The following is a 16,186-nucleotide window of genomic DNA, read 5'->3' on the forward strand; positions in this document are numbered from 1 at the left end:
CGCCCCCGCCGGATCCGCGGGCAGCTTCCCCGCCCCCGGATATGCAGCGCAGGGCTACAACCCTGACTCCTACGGCCAGCTCCGTGCCGTCCCCCCCGCCCCCGCCACGGCACCCACCCCGGTGATCGCCCCGGGTGCCGGCAGCCCGGTCCGTCCGGCCCCCAGCGACAACGTCGCCCGCGGCTTCGTGCTGTACATGGGCATCGACGAGGAAACCGCGGCTGCAGCCGGCACATCCATCGCCAAGCTTGCCCAGGAAATCCGGGCCTACGCACAGTCGCTCGTGGCCGGTGCCGAAAGCTATGCCGCCGTCGCCGTCGCGCCGGCCAGTGCCCCGGGTTCCGCCCTCGACGTCGTCCGCTCAACCTTCGGTGACCCCACCGCGGGGGCCCGCCAGCGCACCGAGACCGCCCGCCTGCAGCAGCCGCAGGATCCGCGGCCTTCCGGGGTGCTGATCGACCTCGCCCGCCGTGAAGTGCACCTCGACGGCGAATCCCTGAACCTCACGTTCAAGGAATTCGAACTCCTGAACTACCTCGTGGAGAACGGCACCCGCACCGTGGGCCGCGACGAGCTCCTCGAAGGCCTGTGGCGGAACGCCGAAGAGGTCCCGAACGAGCGGACCATCGACGTCCACATCCGCCGCCTGCGTTCCAAGCTCGGCCGCCTCGCCAACACCGTGCGCACCGTGCGCGGCCAGGGCTACCGGTTCTACGAGCACCCCGAAGTGGTTGTCTGGGCCGCTCCGGAATACTCGATCTAGCTTCCAGCCCACGCAAAGCGCCCGTTCCCTGCCCAGGGAGCGGGCGCTTTCGCGTTTCCGGAAGCTTCAGTGGCTTTCCGCCGGCAGCCACATTCCCCGACGGGCGCATTGGGTGGGCTGGCTGACGGGCCTCTGCCGCCGCTGCTGGTGGGTCGCGGTTAGACTCTGTTGCCTTTTGGGGGTCCGGCGTAGTCTCGGACCGTTGAGCCGACTATTGGGAGGAAGACATGTCTGTTGCACGGATTACTACCCTGAGCGCGAACTCCAAGACCTCGTTCGATGCCGCCATCAAGGAGGGCATCGACCGGGCCAATAAGACCCTTCGCAATGTCACGGGGGCATGGGTGAAGGAACAGAAGGTCGAAATCAGCGACGGCGCCGTCGTTGCCTGGCACGTCGTGCTGGAAGTGACCTTTGTCCTTGAAGACTGAGCGGACGCTGGTGGGATGCGCGCCCGTGGGCCAGCCGCCGCACTAGGATTGGGGCATGAGCGCGCATCACATCAAACGGCTGGTGATCATGCGGCACGCCAAGTCCGATTGGCCCGGCGGGGTTGCCGACCACGAAAGGCCGCTCGAAGAACGCGGCCACAAGGACGCCCCAGTCGCCGGCAAGTGGCTGCTCAAGCACGGCGTGGTCCCTGATTTCATCCTCTGCTCCAGCGCTTTGCGGACCCGCCAGACCTGCACGTGGGTGTGCCACGCCCTCGGAGACAAGGCGCCGACGCCCAAGCTCGAGGACGGGCTGTACGCCGCCTCCGCCTTGCGCATGCTGGCCGTCATCAACCACGTCCCGGACACCGTCACCACCCTCATGGTGATTTCCCACATGCCCGGAGTGCAGGACCTTGCGATGCATCTGGCCTCGCGCGACTCCGACCACGATGCCTACATGGACGCCGCCACGCGCTATCCGACCAGCGGGCTGACCATCCTGGAAACGGAAAAGTCCTGGGCTGAACTTGACGGGCAGGACGCCAAGCTGACCCACTTCAAGGTGCCCCGCGCCAAATAGCCGCAGGTCCGCCCGGTGAGGGCTGCGGAATCCATAGCAACCGGCGCCGATCTGCGGTTTACTGATGCTGTTTAGTCATGTGGTTTTTTCCAGTGGTTTTGGGGCATCTGTTGCAACCCGGAGAAAAGGTGATCAACGTGGATTCAGGGCAGCTCATAGGAATTATTGTCGGCATCGTCGTGGTGCTCGCGATCGTAGCGGTGGCGGTCATGGTCAGCCGCAAACGCAAGGTGGCCGCGGACCGGAACCGTGCGGCCGAGATGCGTGAACAGGCCAAGGCCGACGAATTTGCTGCGCGGGAACGCGACGCCAAGGCGGCCCGTGCCGAGGCCGACGCGCAGGAGGCCGACCTCGAGGCCGAGCGGTTGCGGCAGGAAGCCCGCAAGCGCCAGGAAGAGGCCGAAAGCGTCCGCTCCGGCGCGCAGGAGCAACTGCGCAAAGCCGACGAAGTGGACCCTGACGTAGTTACATCTGAACGCGGCGGCGAGAGCGGGCAGATGCCGACCCGCGGGGATTTGCGCGCCGAGAGGGCCGCCGCCGAGCCCGCAACGGGCAGCCACGTCCCCGGCCAGCAAACGTCCGGCCAGCAAACGTCCGACCAGCAAGTGCCTTCCGGCGAGCCAGCGTCCGGCCAGCAAGTGTCAGCAGACCAGCGCAGCCGCGAGGACGTAACCCGGACCGACACGGCCCCGGGCCCGGATGCCACCCCACGGGAAGACAAGCCTCGAAACCTCTGAGCTGGACTCCTGGGCTGGCTCCAGGCGGAAGATCCTGTGCTGAACCTTTCGTCAGGTGGTGATGCGCGGGACTCAGCGGCGGGCCGAGGCCCGGGCTGGTGATTTGGGGGCAGGCGACTTGGCCGGTGTCTTCGTTGCCGGCTTAACCGGTGTCTTAGCCGGTGACTTGGCCGCTGGCCGGGCAGTGGCCCGCGGAGCAGCCGCGCGCGGAGGCACCGGGCGCGCGGCGGTTCCTCTCGGCGTCGGCCGCGGTGCGGACGGCCTCGGATTCGCAGACCTGGCCCCCGCTCCCCGCGCGCCGGGCGCCGGGCGGCGTCGCGGAGCACGGTCCGGGGAACGCCGGCCGCGGCTCCTGCCGGGCAGGACAGTGCCGGCGAACAGCAACAGTAAGGTGACGGCTCCGGCGGCCGCGGCCAGATAGAAGTACAAATCCGGATGCTCGGAATCGACGCGCGTGGACAGGGCGTCGGGATCGGGGTTGAAGGCCAGCCCCCACTGACGCAGGAAAGCGACCCCGAACGCGATGAAGAGGATGCTGCCGACCCCGCTCGCGGCCAAAGTCTTGTGCCGGCGCCGGACCACCACCTCCGCCACGCAGGCCACGTAGGCCGTCGCGGCAGCCCCGACGAACCACACCAGCACCCACTCTTGCAGAGTGATTCCGGTCAGGACCAGGAGTGCCAGGGCAGTGAGAAACGCTCCGATGGCGACTTTCCCGTTGGTACCCATGTGACGCATGTGAACAATCATGCCTGAGCTGGCGGCTGCCTCACGACGTAGCCGCGCATGGAGGCCATGATTGCGGCCACACTCTGCTCCCTGGTGCGCTCCGGGTTGTACGTCTGGCGGTCCAGGCCCACCACGAAGCAGGCCCCAAAGATTGCCGTTTCCAGGCTGCCCCGGGAAACGGCGGAATCCACGGGATAGACGGCGGCGACGCCGTCGATGGCAGAGCCGATCACCGCGAGCAGGCGCCCGCGGAGCTCGGCGAAGGTGTCCTGCCATTCGCTGGGGGTGCGCCAGCTCTCGCTGACCCAAAGCCGGGCGAAGGACGGGTACTCGGCCATGAAGTCCATGGCCTGGCCGATCATCTCCTCCATGGCGGCGAGGGGGTCGGCGGAGCCGTCGCGGACACTCAGCAGCCGCGCCAGGAGGATGTCCACGCCATGGCGCAGCAGCTGGGCGATCAGGTCCGATTTGCTGCCAAAGTTGTAATACACCGTGCCCTTGGACACCCCGGCTGCCGTGGCGATCTCGTCCACCGTCACGCCCGCCGCGCCGCGCTCCCCGATCAGTTCCATGGACGCCTCGAAGAGTTTCTGCTTCGTGGCGTTCGTGCGGGCGGGACGGAGCTTTTTCTCTCCGGCCCCCACTGTGCTCATACGGCGATCTCCGGCTTTAGGGACTTCAGGGTCCAGAACTTGTGCTTGTGAACGGCCAGCGTGGAAAGCGCCGCCCCGAGCACAGTGTACCCAAGGAGGCCAACCACCGTGGGCGCGATCAAGGAAAGGTCCGCGCCGTAGATCAGGTGCCGCATGCCGGCCACCACATAACCCATAGGCAGCGCCTCGTGGACAAAGTGCAGTGGCTGCGGGGTGGTTTGCCACGGGAAAGTTCCGCCGGAGGAAACCAGCTGCAGGACCAGCAGGATAAGCACCACGAATTTTCCGGGAGTTCCCAGCAGGGCCACGACGCCCTGGATGATGGAACTGAAGGCCATAGCGGCCGCCAACATGAACAACCACATGAGCACCGGGTGGGCGGGCTTGAGGCCCAGGCCCAGGTCCACCACGAGGGTGAGCAGCGTGGCCTGGATGACTGAAACAGCAAAGAACGGCAGCCAGCCGCCGACGGCGATCTTCCATGACGGGGCGTTGGACGCCAGTGCGCGTTGCGTGATGGGCCGCATGGCCTGGACCAGCATGAATACTCCGATCCACAGGGCCAGGGTCAGGAAGAATGGCGCCAGGCCGGCACCGTACGACGCAGCCTTGGCCTGAGAGACGTCGCTGACGGCAACAGGGTCCGCGATCACCTTTGACAGGCTGTTCTTCTGGGCATCATCGGGATTGGGGATCTTCCCGGCTCCCTTGTCCAGCTCTGAGGCCAGGGTGGCGGCGCCATCCGAGGCCGTGCGGGCGCCGTCCTCCAGCTGGGCCGCCCCATCGTCGAGCTGCCGGGCGCCATCTGCGAGCCTGGCAGTTCCGTCGACAGCGCTCTGCTCGCCCGCGGCCAGCGCCGCCGAGCCAGCTGAGAGCTGGTTGGCGCCGGCTGAAGCCTTTGAGATGGCATCAGTCAGGGCCGGCGTTGCTCCCGCAAGTTTGGCCGCCCCGGAACTTACGGCGGCGGACCCGTCGGCAAGCTGCTGGATCTGGGCTGCATCCGTTTGGATTCTGGACTTCGCATCGGCCACCGGGCTTGAGGCTGCGGCGGTATCGAAATCGGCCAGGATTTTGCCGGCCTGGTCGGGGGTGATGATCCCGGCGGCAATCAGACGGCTGTTGGATTGCACCACACGGTCCCGGAGGCCCTTGTCAGCAGCGCTGAGTTGCACGACGACGTCCTGGACTTTCGTGTTCAGTGCCGCGTTTCCCGCCGCGACTTGCGCGGCGCCGTCCGCGAGTTTCTGCGAGTCGGCAGGGAGTGTGGCCGTCCTGTCCTTCAGCTGCGTCAGGCCGGCGCTGAGCTGGCCGGCGCCGGAACTGAGCTGGTTGGCGCCATCGCGCAGCTTCATCTGACCGGCGGCGAGTTCTGCGACTCCGCCGTTCAGCTGGCTCGTCCCGGAATGCAAACTGACTGCCCCGTCCCGGAGCCTGGCAACGCCGGCGGAGAGTTTTCCGGCCCCGTCGGCGGCCTGGACTATCTGGGTATGGATTGTGCCGAAGCCCGTCAGGAGCTGGTTCGCAGTCTCCTCGCCCACCTCCTTGGCAACCGTCGAATGCACGGCAGCGGTCAGCTTGTCCACGATGTTGCTGAGGACGTAGTTGTTGGCATCGTTGGTGGTGACATTCAGCATGGCTTGGTTCGCGGCGTCAAAGCTGCCCGGGGAGACCAGGTTGGCCGAGAAGTCCTTGGGAATCTTGAGCGCGAACGCGTACTTGCCGCTGCTCACGCCCTGGTCCGCTTCCGCGGCGGTGGTGACTTTCTGCCAGTTGAAGACGTGGCCGTCCACGAGGCTGTCGGCGACCTTTTTCCCGGCTTCGAGCCGGGTCCCGTTGCTGGCGGGCGCGCCGGTGTCCTCCACTACCAAGGCGGCGTCGATCTGGTCCAGGTTCCCGTACGGATCCCAGTTGGCGTAGAGGTACACCGCCCCGTACAGCAAAGGCACCATGGTCAGCGCCAGGATGGTCAGTTTGGGCAGGAGCCCGCCAGTCATGCGCTTGAGCTCGGAGCGGGCCAGCCGCAGAACAGTCACTTTAGGGCCTCGGTTTCGAGAAGAATGGGTTCAGGGTTCCGGTGTTTCGCGGGATGGCCTTCCGTCTCCTGCGCATCCGGCTGGGAGTGGTCCGCGGATGCGTCAACGATGGAATCCGTTGCGGCGGCAGCCTCAACGGCGTTCCCGATTGCGGCGGAGGGCCCGGTCCAGCCGTCCGGCAGTGCCGCGACGGTGACGACGACGGCGAGCGGCCGGCCGCCGTCGTGCGCCAGATCTTCCAGCCTGGGAAGCCAGTCCGCGGGATCTGCGCTGTGCCTGTCCGGAGAATCGACCACCAGCAGATCTGTACTGGGGTTGGCCAGGGCAAGGGCGGTGAGCAGTTCGACGCGTCGCCGGGCCGGAATCTGTTCGGTCCAGAGGCCGGCAATGTCCTCGAAGCGGTTGACCTTGAGCCAGGGTTTGCTCAGCAGAGCACCCCGATAGCGCCGGGGGATGAGCGCGAGGTCCTCGGTGACGAGGTCGCCCACGCTGAGATGCTGTTCGGGCTCGTTGACACCGGGGGAGTCCACCAGTGCACTGGCCAACCGGAGGCGCTTAATCCTGGAATTTCCGTCCCAGCTGAGCACCCCCCCGGAGGGCTTCATCCGGCCGCTGAGTGTGAGGGCGAGGGCTGTTCGCTGGTCCTGGCCGTCGCCTTCAACCAAGAGCAGCTCCCCGGCACGTACCTCAAGGGACGTGGGAGGGAGCAGGTCATTCCGGCGCCCGTTCACACGGAGCTGTTGCACGGAGAGCATGTAAGCCTTTCGCAGGGTCTAGTCTGCATCAAGGCTAACCGAACTGACTGGTCAGTTCAAATAGAGTTGGCCGCTTGTGATCAACGGATCACAGGCCATAGCTTTCGAGCAGGCGGAGCCAGACTTCGCTGATGGTCGGATAGGAGGGCACGGCGTGCCACAGCCGGTCCAGCGGAACTTCCCCCACCACCGCAATGGTGGCTGCGTGCAGGAGCTCAGCGACGTCCGGGCCGGCGAACGTGGCGCCCAGCAGCACCTTGCGGTCCTCGTCGATGACCAGCTGCGCCCACCCTTCGTAGTGTTCGGCGTGCAGCGAGGAGCCGGCCACCTGGATGGGGAGTTCCACGGCGGAGGCCCGGAAGCCGTCCTTCTCCGCCTGCGCCATGGTCCGGCCGACGTTCGCCAGTTCCGGATCGGTGAACACCACGTTCGGCACCGCGTGCTCGGAGGCCGTCTGGGCAAAACGGCTCCACGGTGCCGGCTCGCCGCGGAGTTCGCCCTTGGCCCGGGCGGCAATGGCGTCTCCGGTGGCCCGGGCACCGTACTTGCCCTGGTGCGTCAGCATGGCCCGTCCGGCGGCGTCGCCGGCCGCGTAAAGCCACGGGTTGCCGGACACATCGTTCTCGGTGGCGTGGTGGACTAGTCCGGTGGAATCGGTGGTGAGCCGCAGGGTCCCGCCCTCGGGCGCCGCGAGACCGACGCTGTCCAGGCCTAGTCCCTCAAGGGCGGGGTGCCGGCCGGTGGAGACGAGCAGCTTGTCCGCCGTGATCGTGGCGCCATGGGCCGTGCCGTCAGCGCGCCCGGCGCCCGGGCCGTCCTTGGGGCCGCCCGTGGGGCTGCTCTTGGAGCCGCCGTCGAGCACGACGGTAAGGGAGCCGTCGTCGTTCTCATGCACGCTCCGCGTACCGGTGTGCAGGCGGAGGTCGACGCCATCGGCGCGCAGGCCGGCAGCGACCAGGTCTGCGGCCTGCTCCGGGAAAACGCTCAGGAGCCCGCCGCGGGCCACGAGCGTCACGGACGAACCAAGCCGGGCATAGGCCTGGGCGAGTTCGACGCCGGCAACGCCGCCGCCGAGGACCGCAAGCCGCGGGGGAACCGCGCGGGCTGAGGTCGCCTCCCTGGTGGTCCAGTACTCGACGTCGTGAAGCCCCTCGACCGGCGGCTGGTTCGGGGCGGAGCCCGTGGCGACCACTACGGCGTGCCGGGCCGTGAGTGCGTAGCTGTTGCCGTCCAGCCCGGCCACCTCGACGTGCCGCGGGGCGGTGATCCAGCCGTGGCCGCGGATCAGTTCGATTCCTGTGTCCTCCACCCACTTGACCTGGCTGTCGTCCTGCCAGTTTGAGGTGAAGTAATCCCGGCGCTTCAGCACGGCTGCCGGATCCAGGGTGCGGGTGACCGCTTCCTGGGCGCCGGGGACCGTCTGCGCGCCATGCAGCGCAGTGCCCGGCCGCAGGAGCGCCTTCGAAGGCATGCAGGCCCAGTACGAGCACTCGCCGCCGACCAGCTCCGCCTCGATGAGCACTGCTGTCAGGCCGCCGCGGACCACACGGTCCGCCACATTCTCGCCCACGGCGCCGGCGCCGATCACAATGACATCGAATTCCCGCTCAATCTGTGCCGTCATGGCACCAGCCTACGCCGGGGCCATGGCCGGATCCGGGGGAGCTCCGGGCTCCGGCGATGCGGGCTTCCGGCGTAATGTGCCGGGCCGAACCCTTTGCAGGACGGGGGACGGTCGATACTGTTGGGACCATACTTGGGGGAGGAGGCGGCCATGGCCGCACGCAACATGACAACAGGCCCGGCCATACCGCTGGCAAGATTCAGCGCCCAGGCCCGGCTTCGGGCGCTCCAGTCGGACATCCTGGAGCTGATCCTGGAACGCGACCTGGTTCCCGGCGACCCGCTGCCGACCGAAAACGAGCTGACGGCCGCACTCGGCGTCGGCCGCAACACCCTGCGGGAGTCGTTGAAGGCGCTCCAGGCGCTGGGCGTCATTGAGATCCGCCACGGATTCGGCATGTTCGTGGCGCCGAGCAATTTCGAGGCCCTGACCGATGGGCTCACTTTCCGCGCCCGGCTGTCGCTGCGCCATCAGGGCGAGGAAGCCCTGCAGCTCGTGGAGGTCCGGCAAGCACTCGAATCCGGCCTGGTCGGCGCCGCCATGGACCGGATCAGCGCAGAACAGCTGGCCGCCGTGGAGGAGTCCGTGAACCGCATGGAAGCGCTGGCCGACGCGGGGGAGCCCTTCATCGAGGCCGACGCGGAGTTCCACCGCAGGCTTTTCGAGCCGCTGAACAACGACCTGCTGATCAGCCTGATGGACGTCTTCTGGAAGGTCTACCGCCGGATCCACCTCGAACTCGGCGGACCGTACGCCGTCGACCTGCAGGCAACGGCCGCAGTGCACCGGGGGATCTATGAGGCGGTCGCAACGGCGGACAAGGCCCTCGCCTCCGAGCGGCTCAGCACGCATTTCGACGACATCCGCACCATCATCGTCCGGACCACGGCCTGAGCGCTGCTGCCGGGCCGCTCCGGCCCAGCTGCCGCCGGCGCCCAGCCCGGCGCCTAAGGCAGCCGGCCCGGCGCCCTGGCGCCCTGGCGCCTAGGGCGGTAGGCGGTTAAAGCAAAAGATCCGCCCCGGCGAACCGGGGCGGATCTTCATCTGTGCGCCCAAAGGGATTCGAACCCCTGACCTTCTGTTCCGTAGACAGACGCTCTATCCAGCTGAGCTATGGGCGCATTCTCGGCTCTTGGAGAACTTCTCTCTCCCCGAACCTCGAATTACTTTACGCGAGCCCGGGCCCAGTTACAAATCGAAACGGGTGTAATCTAGCCGACTAGACCGGTCTACGTGACCTTAGTCACAAAAAGGAGGGATGGTGGCCGGCCAGTTCCTTGAATTTCCGCGGTTTTTGAATTGCCCCGCCCCGGTCATCCCACGTCCGGGCCCGAAATGGGCCCCCTGCCGAGCCCTAGCATTTAGGACACACCACTGAACCCGAGGAAGGGAACCGTAATGGGAGATCTGGCGCGACTGCCGTTGCTTGAAAAAGCACCCACCACACATGCCGGTCTACTGGCATGGGTAGAAGAGGTAGCTCAACTGACCCAGCCGGACCGGATCTACTGGGTTGACGGGTCAGAAGCGGAAAACACCCGGCTGACCGACGAGCTCGTTGCCGCCGGCACCCTGACCCGCCTCAACGAGGACCTCTTCCCCAAGTCGTTCGCGGCCTTCTCCGACCCCGCGGACGTGGCCCGGGTCGAAGAGCAGACCTTCATCTGCTCCGAGAACGAGCACGACGCAGGCTTCACCAATAACTGGATGGCCCCGGCGCAGATGAAGGAAAAGTTGCGCGGCCTGTTCGCCGGCTCCATGCGTGGCCGGACCATGTACGTGATTCCCTTCGTGATGGGCCACCTCGACGCCGAGGACCCCAAGTTCGGCGTCGAGATCACCGACAGCGCCTACGTTGTCGCCTCCATGCGGATCATGGCCACCATCGGCACCGAGGTCTTGGACAAGATCACCGCGACCAACGCGTTCTTTGTCCCCGCCCTGCACTCCCTGGGCGCCCCGCTGGCCCCCGGCCAGGCCGATGTCCCGTGGCCCTGCAACCCGGACAAGTGGATTGTCCACTTCCCGGAGGAGCGCTCCATCTGGTCCTTCGGGTCCGGCTACGGCGGCAACGCCCTGCTCGGCAAGAAGTGCTACGCCTTGCGCATCGCCTCGGTGATGGCACGCGACGAAGGCTGGCTTGCCGAGCACATGCTCATCCTCAAGCTGACCTCGCCGGAGCAGAAGAACTACTACATCTCCGCCGCCTTCCCGTCGGCCTGCGGCAAGACCAACCTCGCCCTGCTGGATCCGACCATCGAGGGCTGGAAGGTCGAAACCCTCGGGGACGACATCACCTGGATGCGGTTCGGCAAGGAAGGCGAGCTCCGCGCCGTCAACCCCGAGGCCGGCCTGTTCGGCGTGGCTCCGGGCACCGGCTGGGGCACCAACCCCAACGCGATGCGCGCCATCGCCAAGGGCCACAGCATCTTCACCAACGTCGCCCTGACGGACGACGGCGGTGTGTGGTGGGAGGGCATGACCGACGAGGTGCCCGCGCACCTGACCGACTGGCAGGGCAACTCCTGGACCCCGGATTCGGACAAGCCCGCCGCCCACCCGAACTCCCGCTTCTGCACGCCGATCGACCAGATCGACATGCTGGCCGAGGAGTACTACAACCCGAACGGCGTGGAGCTTTCCGCGATCCTGTTCGGCGGCCGCCGCAAGACCACCATCCCGCTGGTCACCGAGGCGCGCAGCTGGTCCAACGGCATCTTCATGGGCTCCACCCTGTCCTCGGAGACCACCGCCGCGGCAGCCGGTGCCGTCGGCGTTGTCCGCCGGGATCCGATGGCCATGCTGCCCTTCATCGGCTACGACGCAGGCGATTACCTGAACCACTGGGTCAACCTGTCCGCGAAGGCTAACCCGGAGCGGCTGCCCAAGATCTTCCTGGTCAACTGGTTCCGCCGCAATTCCGAGGGCGGATTCGCCTGGCCCGGATTCGGTGACAACGCCCGGGTCCTGAAATGGGCCATCGAACGCCTCGAGGGCAAGGCCGACGCCGTGGAGACCCCCATCGGGTTTGTCCCCACCGCTGACGCGATCGACCTCAAGGGCCTGGACATGACCCCGGCCCAGGTTGAAGAGGCCGTCCGTGTCGACCCCGCGGAGTGGACCACCGAGCTGGCCTCGATCGAGGAGTGGTTCGCCAACTTCGGCAGCTCGCTGCCCGAGGCGCTGCGCGCCGAACTCGCAGGACTGAAGGAGCGCATGGCTGCCGAGCAGTAGCAGCCGGCACAACAGCACCTATAACAGTGCAATAGCGACGGCGGCCCCGCATCTTCCCGGAAGATGCAGGGCCGCCGTTTTCGTTGGGTGCGTGACGCCGGGACTTAGGTCCCTAGGCCGCGTCCGGCCGGATCCCTAGGCTTGTCCGCATTCCATCAGCCGGGCCGGCCGCCGATTGGAGCGTGCGCTGGGGGCATTCCGGGCGGGTGCGGCCGCGCCCCCGACCTGCTCGCGGTAAGCGAGATTCAGGAGTTCCTCATGCTTGTCAACGACGACATCGATGCTTTGTCCAGCGCTGTCAGCGGCCCGGTCGCGTTGCCGGACAGCCCCGAATTCGCGGAGGAGACGTTCGCCTTCAACGTCGCAACAGTGCACCGGCCCGACGTCGTTCTGGGGGCCGCAGATGCCCGGGACGTCGTGGCCGCGGTTAAATGGGCGGCCGAGCGCAGGCTTCCCGTGTCCGTCCAGTCCACCGGGCACGGCGCCGAATCGGCGATCGATGGCGGCCTGCTCATCAACACACGCCGGCTGCAGGACCTGCAGATCGATCCGGATGAACGCACCGCACGCGTCGGCGCCGGGGTGAAGTGGCGCACCCTCCTGGAGGCCAGCGTGCCGCACGGGCTCGTCGGATTGCACGGTTCCAGCACCGACGTCGGCGTCGTCGGCTACACGCTCGGCGGCGGGCTGCCCGTGCTCGGCCGCGCCCACGGCTTCGCGGCGGACCATGTCCGCAGCATGGAGATTGTCACGGCCGACGGCGCGCTGCGGCGGATCGACGCCGACGCCGAGGCCGAGCTGTTTGCACTGATGCGCGGCGGCAAGGGCAACCTGGGGATCGTGACCGCCCTCGAGTTCAGTCTCTTTCCGTTCAGTGACTTCTACGGCGGCGGCATCATCTATCCCGGGGCGGATGCGGCCACCGTCCTGGCTGCCTTCCGCCACTGGCTGCCCACGCTGCCCGAAGATGCCTCACCCTCGATCTCGCTGCTGCGGCTTCCGGACATGGACTTCGTTCCCGAGCCGCTGCGGAACCAGTTCGTCGTGCACCTGCGCTTTGCCTTCCTGGGCAAGCGCGAGGCCGGCGACGCGCTGCTGGCCCCGATGCGGGCGGTCTCGACCCCGTTGATGGACACGGCCGGGCCCATGAGCTACCTCGACGTTGACCAGATCCACATGGACCCGGCGGACCCGCTGCCCTTCATGGACGGCGGCGCGCTCCTGAAGGATTTCGGCGACGATGCCGTCGCTGACCTGCTCGAGCTCACCGGGGACGGTTCGGACTGCCCGCTGCTGCTGGTGGAGGTCCGGCCGCTCGGTGGCGCGCTGGCGCGGACTGCTGCAGTGCCGGATGCGTTGCCGGACGCCGTGTCGGGGCGGGACGCCGCCTTCCTGCTGTTCCTCGTCGGGTTCAAGATACCGCCCCTTGCCGAGGCCGTATCGGCCTCCATCAGCGGGATCCTGGCCGCGATGGCTCCCCACTCCACCGGGTACACGCTGGTCAATTTCCATGGCGAGCCGGGCGACGAGGCCGACCGGGCCCGGGCGTGGTCTCCTGAGGTCTATGAGCGGATGCGGTCCGCGAAGTCCACGTACGACCCCGGCAACCTCCTGCGCTTCGGCCACGCGATCACCGGGGTGCCCGCCGCAGGCTGAGCCTGGACAGGCCTGGCCAGGTTAACCACGACGGCGGCCCGGCACCTTTATTGCGAAAGATGCCGGGCCGCCGTCGAACTCTCATCGATCGCTCCGAAAACGCCCTTTTGACCCCTCAAAAGGGCCGTTGCGGAGCAGTCGATGAGTGCTTTAGCTGGCGAGCCAGATGTCCGGGCCGAAGACCTCGTAGTGGATCTTAGTGGCCGGGATGCCGGCGTTGATGGCCTCGTTGCGGATGTTCTTCATGAACGGCAGCGGGCCACACAGGTAGAGGGAGGCGTTGGCCGGGAGGTCCACCTCGCGCAGGGACATGAAGCCCGCGTTGGAACCGGCTTCGGGCTGCTCGAGCCAGAGCTGCAGGTCGGCGCCGTCCAGGCGTTCGACGTCGTCCGTCATCTGGGAGCGCAGCGCCCAGCTGTCCAGGGTGCTTTCGGCGTGCAGGACCAGGACCTGGCGGTCCGAGCCGGACTCGGCCAGGGAGCGCAGAATGGACGCCGTGGGCGTGCAGCCGATGCCGGCCGAGGCCAGGACCACGGGGCCGTCGCCCTCCGCGAGCGTGATTTCGCCGTAGGGGTTGGAGATTTCGATGACGTCGCCCACGGCCACGTTGTTGTGCAGCACGGGGGAAACCTCGCCGCCGTCGTCGAGCTTGGTGGTGAAGCTGCGGCTGGTGCCGGCGTCGCCGGAGAGGGAGTACTGGCGGACCTGGCGGAGCCCGTCCGGAAGCGTGACCTTGACGCTGACGTACTGGCCCGGCAGCGCCGCGGTGATGGGGGTGTCGTCGGCCGGTTCCAGGGTGAAGGTCATGGAGCCGGTCCCGGCCGGGGTCTTGGCGGCAATCTTCCAGGGGGTCCACATCTTGGCGTTGGCCTGTGCGGCGTAGAGGCCCTTCTCGAGCTTGATGAGGGCGTCCGCCATGAGCCAGTAGACCTCGGTCCAGGCCTCGGCGATTTCCGGGGTGATGACCTCGGCCAGGTCCTCGGCGATGGCGGCGAAGAGGTGCTCGTAGACCACCTGGTACTGCGGTTCGGTGATGCCGAGCGAAGCATGGCGGTGCGCGATCCGGGACAGCACGGTCTCCGGCAGGGTGTCCGGGTTGTTCACCAAGTGGCTGGCGAAGGCGGCGATGCTTCCGGCCAGGGCCTGCTGCTGATTGCCCGAGCGCTGGTTGGAGCGGCTGAACAGGCCGTCCAACAGTTCGGGGTGGGCGGCGAAGAGGCGGGCGTAGAACTTGGGGGTGATGGCCCCGATCCGGGAACCGACCAGCGGCAGGGTGGCCTCGATGACGGGGAAGGACTTGTCCGAGAGCATGTTGACTCCTGAGGTAGTGGCCCGGCGTCTTCAGCCGGGTCCGCGGCGATACTTGCATTTCAAATACAAATATCTATGCCTCAGTTCTACACTGCGTAGAAATCTATTCCAAATCGACGGGATTCCGGGGCGTGGCGGCGGCGGGAGCAGGCGGGTGTCAGTGGCAAGTGTCGCTGCCGGAGAAGGAACCGGTGGTGCCCACGTTCGTCAACGTCATGCCGGGAAGGGGGAGGAACTGCCAGGAGTAGGACGTCGCGTTCAGGGTCAATTTGAGCGGCCCGAAGGCGCTTCGGCCACGGGCCACCATTGCGGTCAGAAGGGGGTCGGTGTTGGCCGACAACGCCTGGAGATCCGCCCCGCCGGCGCCCGCGGTAAAGGACCGGATCCCGGTCGGGGAGAGCGCAGGTACCGCACCTGAGCCGGAGGCGCCGATCGGTTTGAAGATCTCGCTGACGTGGTTGTGCCCGGAAATCATGACGTCGACACCGTGGCTGGCCATGAGGTCCCACATGGGTCCCAGTTCCGGGTAGGAGCCGTGGTTCACGCCCGTTGACCAGCGTGGGTGGTGCGCCGCCACGAGGGTGCACGCCGTCGGGGAATTGGTGAGACGGTCCTGCAGCCACAAATATTGCGGGCTGCCGACACCGCCGCTCAGGGCCAGGGTCCTGGACCCGGTCCAGCCGGTCATGAGGCTGGTGTCCAGGGGAATGTCGTAGGCCGTGTTGGCGGCCGTGCCGCCGGGCAGAGACCCGAGGGCCGGCCCGGAAACCGCGGGGCGGTTGGCGTAGAGGGTGCCGGTCTCGGACCAGGAGTCGGCCGCTGAGCGGACGTTGAGGGTGTTGGCGGAGCCGGCGGAGGCCAGGCTGGTGGTGCGGATGCGCAGGATCGCGCCGGTCAGTGTTTGCCCGGCCGGGGCTGCCGGGACCTGGAACCGGAGCACCGTCGTGGCGTCCGGTGAGCCGTAGACCGCCAACGAGCCGCTGGTGCCGAAGTCCGTCGTGGGCGCCGACGCGGAGGTGTAGGTATCCGCCGCACTCTCCACCGCCAGCACCGTCGGCGGAGCGGACGGTTGGGTGGTGGCGGTGGCTTCGTTGGAGCCGGGGCCGGTGTTGCCGGCGGCGTCGGTGGCGGTGACGCGGTAGTACCAGGTTCCGGCGGGCCGGTTGGTGTCGGTGTAGCTGAGCCCGGTGGTGTCGGCGATCCTGCTGGTGGTGGCGGGGGTGAAGCCTGCCGTGGTGGAGCGGTGGACGGTGTAGCCGGTGACGCCGGTGTTGTCGGTTGCCGCGGTCCAGGACAGGGCGACGGCGGTTCCGGTGGCTGTGGCGGCCAGGGTCCCGGGCGCGCCGGGGGCGGTGGTGTCGGGCGGGAGCTGGATGGTGGCGGTGGCTTCGTTGGAGCCGGGGCCGGTGTTTCCGGCGGCGTCGGTGGCGGTGATGCGGTAGTACCAGGTTCCGGCGGGGCGGTTGGTGTCGGTGTAGCTGAGCCCGGTGGTGTCGGCGATCCTGCTGGTGGTGGCGGGGGTGAAGCCTGCCGTGGTGGAGCGGTGGACGGTGTAGCCGGTGACGCCGGTGTTGTCGGTTGATGCTGTCCAGGACAGCGCGACGGCAGTTCCCGCTACGGATGCCGACAAGGACCCCGGCGCGGTGGGCGCGGTGGTGTCGGAAGGGGCGGTATCCG

General features: G+C 67.5%; 14 protein-coding genes and 1 tRNA gene. 7 read left to right on the top strand and 8 right to left on the bottom strand.

Features of this window, described 5'->3' with window-relative positions; translation table 11 throughout:
* The 4 genes from Y706_RS0101300 to Y706_RS27340 all read left to right on the top strand — a co-directional run.
* The coding region (locus Y706_RS0101300; protein ID WP_028275173.1) for a winged helix-turn-helix domain-containing protein at positions 1-763 on the top strand (763 nt) is incomplete at its 5' end.
* A gap of 227 nt (positions 764-990) precedes the next feature.
* Entirely contained in the window at positions 991-1,194 is a 204-nt protein-coding gene (locus Y706_RS0101305) for a dodecin family protein (protein ID WP_018774263.1), read from the top strand.
* A 55-nt stretch (positions 1,195-1,249) separates the two neighbouring features.
* Positions 1,250-1,777 carry a SixA phosphatase family protein gene (locus tag Y706_RS0101310; RefSeq protein WP_018774262.1) on the top strand — a complete coding sequence of 176 codons (528 nt, stop codon included), beginning with the start codon at positions 1,250-1,252 and terminating at the stop codon, positions 1,775-1,777.
* A 137-nt stretch (positions 1,778-1,914) separates the two neighbouring features.
* The gene (locus tag Y706_RS27340; RefSeq protein WP_156945026.1) at positions 1,915-2,514 is read left to right on the top strand and encodes a hypothetical protein; all 600 of its coding nucleotides are present in this window, start codon (positions 1,915-1,917) and stop codon (positions 2,512-2,514) included.
* A gap of 72 nt (positions 2,515-2,586) precedes the next feature.
* Here Y706_RS27340 and Y706_RS0101320 read toward each other — a convergent pair whose 3' ends face one another.
* The 5 genes from Y706_RS0101320 to Y706_RS0101340 all read right to left on the bottom strand — a co-directional run bounded on the left by Y706_RS0101320 (position 2,587) and on the right by Y706_RS0101340 (position 8,308).
* Complete coding sequence (locus Y706_RS0101320; protein ID WP_162159047.1) at positions 2,587-3,252, bottom strand: hypothetical protein; 666 nt, start codon at positions 3,250-3,252, stop codon at positions 2,587-2,589.
* An 8-nt stretch (positions 3,253-3,260) separates the two neighbouring features.
* Complete coding sequence (locus tag Y706_RS0101325) at positions 3,261-3,896, bottom strand: TetR/AcrR family transcriptional regulator (protein WP_028275175.1); 636 nt, start codon at positions 3,894-3,896, stop codon at positions 3,261-3,263.
* Positions 3,893-5,929, bottom strand: coding sequence for a YhgE/Pip domain-containing protein (locus Y706_RS0101330; RefSeq protein ID WP_028275176.1), 2,037 nt, complete (start codon positions 5,927-5,929; stop codon positions 3,893-3,895). The genes Y706_RS0101325 and Y706_RS0101330 overlap by 4 nt, the downstream gene beginning before the upstream one ends.
* Positions 5,926-6,684, bottom strand: coding sequence for an ABC transporter ATP-binding protein (locus tag Y706_RS22945; protein ID WP_043434101.1), 759 nt, complete (start codon positions 6,682-6,684; stop codon positions 5,926-5,928). Before Y706_RS22945 ends, Y706_RS0101330 begins: the two co-directional genes overlap by 4 nt.
* 88 nt (positions 6,685-6,772) lie before the next feature.
* Positions 6,773-8,308 carry a dihydrolipoyl dehydrogenase family protein gene (locus Y706_RS0101340; RefSeq protein ID WP_028275177.1) on the bottom strand — a complete coding sequence of 512 codons (1,536 nt, stop codon included), beginning with the start codon at positions 8,306-8,308 and terminating at the stop codon, positions 6,773-6,775.
* Positions 8,309-8,473: 165 nt separating this feature from the next.
* Here Y706_RS0101340 and Y706_RS0101345 point away from each other — a divergent pair, with 165 nt between their 5' ends.
* On the top strand, positions 8,474-9,202 hold the full coding sequence (locus Y706_RS0101345) for a FadR/GntR family transcriptional regulator (protein WP_028275178.1): 729 nt from the start codon (positions 8,474-8,476) through the stop codon (positions 9,200-9,202).
* Positions 9,203-9,355: 153 nt separating this feature from the next.
* On the opposite strand, the gene Y706_RS0101350 is transcribed toward Y706_RS0101345, so the two are convergent.
* Positions 9,356-9,429 (bottom strand) — tRNA-Arg (locus Y706_RS0101350).
* Between the two features lie 277 nt (positions 9,430-9,706).
* Here Y706_RS0101350 and Y706_RS0101355 point away from each other — a divergent pair.
* Complete coding sequence (locus tag Y706_RS0101355; protein WP_028275179.1) at positions 9,707-11,542, top strand: phosphoenolpyruvate carboxykinase (GTP); 1,836 nt, start codon at positions 9,707-9,709, stop codon at positions 11,540-11,542.
* A gap of 258 nt (positions 11,543-11,800) precedes the next feature.
* On the top strand, positions 11,801-13,198 hold the full coding sequence (locus tag Y706_RS0101360) for an FAD-binding oxidoreductase (protein ID WP_028275180.1): 1,398 nt from the start codon (positions 11,801-11,803) through the stop codon (positions 13,196-13,198).
* 150 nt (positions 13,199-13,348) lie between these two features.
* Here Y706_RS0101360 and Y706_RS0101365 read toward each other — a convergent pair whose 3' ends face one another.
* A complete protein-coding gene (locus tag Y706_RS0101365; RefSeq protein ID WP_028275181.1) occupies positions 13,349-14,509 on the bottom strand; it encodes a globin domain-containing protein in 1,161 nt (386 codons plus the stop codon).
* A gap of 157 nt (positions 14,510-14,666) precedes the next feature.
* Positions 14,667-16,186, bottom strand: a 1,520-nt coding sequence (locus Y706_RS27345; protein WP_156945027.1) for a CBM96 family carbohydrate-binding protein, incomplete at its 5' end; no start/stop codon positions are given.

The sequence above is a fragment of the Arthrobacter sp. I3 genome, from assembly GCF_000520575.1.
GTDB lineage: Bacteria > Actinomycetota > Actinomycetes > Actinomycetales > Micrococcaceae > Arthrobacter > Arthrobacter humicola_A.